The sequence below is a fragment of the Cobetia sp. genome, assembly GCF_983723665.1.
The window spans coordinates 18,104-21,437 of record NZ_CFDJES010000047.1 but is presented as its reverse complement, the minus strand read 5'-3'; the positions used below and the strand labels follow the sequence as shown (position 1 = coordinate 21,437).

Genomic DNA, 3,334 nt, shown 5'->3' with positions numbered 1-3,334 from the left:
CCTCTTTGCCCTTGCTTCGCCTGGCCGGCCTGATGACACAGCACATTGTTCTATCAGGCAGACGGTATTCTTGCGTTTACTGATCAACTCTTTATTCCAGTGAGGTGTGCTCTGCGCGCGGTGTAACATTGGTTGATGCTACCGAGTGTCGAGGATGGAACATGCTGCTTCATGAACATCTGATGTTGCCGGGCAGGGACGGTTCGGATATCGAAGCGCAGCACTATCGCACGCGAATCAACAATACCTTCATCATGTTCGCCATGGCGTGCTTCGCCTGCTTCCTGCTGTTTGACTATTTCCAGGTGCCGTCTGCCTGGCAGGCGTTGTGGGTGGGGCGGCTGATCATCTTCCTCTGCTGCCTGCTGTGCATCCTCCAGCTGCGCCGCGGCGGCGTGCATTCGGACAAGATCCTGCTGGCCGGGGCGATACCCGCCAACCTGTTCTTCTGCTTCGGTGCCGCGCTGATTCCGGATGCGCTGACGCTGACGTTGTGGAACCTGAGTTTCTCGACCTGCATGCTGATCGCCATGCCCGCCTGGCTGGTGTGGGGCTGGCGCTACCAGCTGGCCAGCAGCCTGCCGCTGATACTGTGTTATGTGCCCATCTATGTGTGGCTGAGTCCCTTGTCGTTGACGACATTGGCCGGCGCTGGCGGTGCCTACATCCTGGGGACCCTCTTCATCGCGCCGGCACTGGCGCATGCCCGAGCCTCGACCTTCCATCGCACCATCCGGCTGCAGCGCACGCTGGAGGCGCGCAATCTCGAATTGCACGACATGAATCAGCGGTTGCTCACTCAGCAGAACGAGCTGGAATATCGCGCCAATCATGATCTGCTGACGGGGCTGCCCAATCGCCGTTTCGGCTTTGATTTTCTCGAGCGGATGCTGGCCGAGAGCACGAGCACCCGGCAATGCATGTCGATCCTGTTCGTGGATGTCGATCGCCTGAAGCACGTCAACGACAGCTTCGGGCACGCTGAGGGGGATCGCCTGATCCAGCTGGTGGCCCGGAGTGTCGCCCAGGCGGCCGGTGAAGACGGACTGGCATGCCGTCTGGGCGGCGATGAATTCCTGGTCGTGATGCCCGGAGCCTGTGATATGGCCAGCCAGCAGGCGACGACCCAGCTGATGCGCCATCTTCAGGAGCAACGCCTGGAGCAGCAAATCCCCTTCCCGGTCGAGGTCAGCATCGGGCGCGTCACCCACGACCCGGTATTGCAGGGCGATGTGGATGTCGATGATCTGATCCATATCGCGGATGACCGCATGTATCGTCAGAAGCGCGCTCGGCGGCGGGCCATGGCGGGCGCCAACGACCCTCAGGCGTGAGAAAGCCCGCGATCTTCCCTTCTTTCATGCTGCAAGTGATTGATGGCAATGGCTGTCATCGCTTTTTCATGTCGCTGTTACGGGTATGTCATCGCCTCCCCTCAGTCTTGCTGGGCAACGACAGGGGCCATCTGGGCCTCGCCTGTCGATTCCGCCTGGCAACCCAGAGGTGACTGACATGACCGCTCCGCAATCGGCTCCCCGTGCTGAAATGCCGCCTGCTCCCGACGCTCTCGGTCAGGTTCGCACGCTGTTCATCTCCGATGTGCATCTGGGAACCCCGGACTGCCAGGCGGCGCTGCTTGCGAAGCTGCTGCGTCGCGTGCGCCCCGAACGCCTGTATCTGGTCGGCGATATCGTCGACCTGCTGGCGATGCGCAAGCGTGCGGTGCTCGACAAGGACCAGCAGGCGCTGGTGGCGCGGGTGCTGCGTCTGGCGCGCAGTGGCTGCGAGGTCATCTACATTCCCGGCAATCATGATGCCGCCTTCCGTCGCCTGTGCGGCCTGAAGCTGCACAACGTGAGCATCGAGCGGCGCGCGATCCATACCACCGGCAGCGGCCGTCGCCTGCTGGTTTCCCACGGCGATGAATTCGACACCCATGTGCGCATCGCGCCGTGGCTGCTCAAGCTGGGCGATGGCATGCACGGCTTCATCCTGTCACTCAATCGCTGGTGCAACCGCGCGCGTGGCATGTTCGGGCTGCCGTACTGGTCGCTGGCCAGCGCGCTCAAGCGTCGTAGCGGCACCGCCCAGCGCTATGTGGCCCAGTTCGAGGAAGCCGCCATGCGTCAGGCGCGCCTCGAAGGGCTGGATGGCTATGTCGGGGGGCATATCCACCAGGCGGGCTTCCGGGTCGAGGCAGGCGTGCTCTACTGCAACGATGGCGACTGGGTCGAGCACTGCACCGCGCTGGCGGAAGATGCCGAAGGCGCGCTGCACCTGATCGACTGGCAGGGTCAAATCATCGAGACGGCGCCGCGCCATCTGATGCCGCGTCAGGCGCCGGCCGCGACGCCCGATGCCGTCACGCCCGAGATGGCTGGCGCCTGAGCCTCACCCCAGGCCGCTGATCGCCAGCATCCATGACAGATACAGCGGGATGATCAGCGGCGCCGCCAGGGTGGTCAGCATCACCGCGATCGCGCCCTTGGCCGGCTGGATATTCAGCTCGATGGCCAGCACGACCACATTGGCGGCCATCGGCACCACGCCCAGCAGCAGCAACACCTGCGCCAGCACCGGGTCGAGGGCGAACAGGCTGCCCAGCAGCATCACGCTGCCCAGACTCAGCAGCGGCCACATCACGAAGCGCAGACCGGTCGCGGCCAGAATGAAGCGCGGGTCGATCTCGCGCAGGCTGACACCGCCCAGCGTCATGCCGATGATCATCATGCCCAGCACCGTGTAGCTGTACTTGAAGTAGTCGAGTCCCTCCATCACCGCCCCCGGTACCTCGAGCCCCAGCGTCCCCACCAGCAGGGCGGCCAGAAAGGCGTAGATCAGCGGCAGACGCACGATCTTGACCAGGCTCTGGCGCATCGAGAACTGCCCGCGCGCACTGACATAGAAGCCCAGCGTGAACTCATACAGCGTGATGCCGAGCAGGCAGAACAGGTACTGGGTCACGCCTTCCGGCGGCAGCAACAGCATCGCGACCGGCAGGCCGAAGTAGCCGGTATTGCCGGTGCCCGAGGAGAAGGCGAGCAGGGCGGCTTCCTGCGGCGGGAAGAACTTCGCGGCCAGCGGGCGCACCAGCAGGCAGATGCTGCTGGCCAGCGAGAACAGTCCCAGCGTCAGGCCCAGATCACTCAGCGATGGCTCGCCGAGCACCAGCCCGCGGAAGAAGGTCAGCGGCGCGATCACATAGATCAGCAAGGTGGCGATGGGGCGCGGGTCGATCGCGAGGCGGCGTGCGCAGAGGGCGCCGAGGGCGACGAAGGTGATCAGCATCCAGAGCGGTTGCTGCAGATCGATGTGGTCCATCACGGTTCCTTGT

At 63.8% G+C, this 3,334-nt stretch carries 3 protein-coding genes; 2 read left to right on the top strand and 1 reads right to left on the bottom strand.

Annotated elements, in window-relative coordinates; genetic code table 11:
- Positions 1-161 precede the first annotated feature (161 nt).
- Both AC4FAH_RS06780 and AC4FAH_RS06775 read left to right on the top strand, forming a co-directional pair.
- Entirely contained in the window at positions 162-1,334 is a 1,173-nt protein-coding gene (locus AC4FAH_RS06780) for a GGDEF domain-containing protein (protein ID WP_287020640.1), read from the top strand.
- Between the two features lie 178 nt (positions 1,335-1,512).
- Positions 1,513-2,388, top strand: coding sequence for a UDP-2,3-diacylglucosamine diphosphatase (locus tag AC4FAH_RS06775; RefSeq protein WP_225347423.1), 876 nt, complete (start codon positions 1,513-1,515; stop codon positions 2,386-2,388).
- Between the two features lie 3 nt (positions 2,389-2,391).
- Here the strand turns inward: AC4FAH_RS06775 and AC4FAH_RS06770 are convergent, their stop codons facing one another.
- A complete protein-coding gene (locus tag AC4FAH_RS06770) occupies positions 2,392-3,321 on the bottom strand; it encodes an AEC family transporter (RefSeq protein WP_054556323.1) in 930 nt (309 codons plus the stop codon).
- Between the last annotated feature and the right edge of the window lie 13 nt (positions 3,322-3,334).

What these genes read in the sequence shown, in the direction of transcription:
- AC4FAH_RS06780 (WP_287020640.1), top strand. Translation starts at nt 162, where the DNA reads ATGCTGCTTCATGAACATCTGATGTTGCCGGGCAGGGACGGTTCGGAT.
- AC4FAH_RS06775 (WP_225347423.1), top strand. Translation starts at nt 1,513, where the DNA reads ATGACCGCTCCGCAATCGGCTCCCCGTGCTGAAATGCCGCCTGCTCCC.
- AC4FAH_RS06770 (WP_054556323.1), bottom strand. Translation starts at nt 3,321, where the DNA reads ATGGACCACATCGATCTGCAGCAACCGCTCTGGATGCTGATCACCTTC.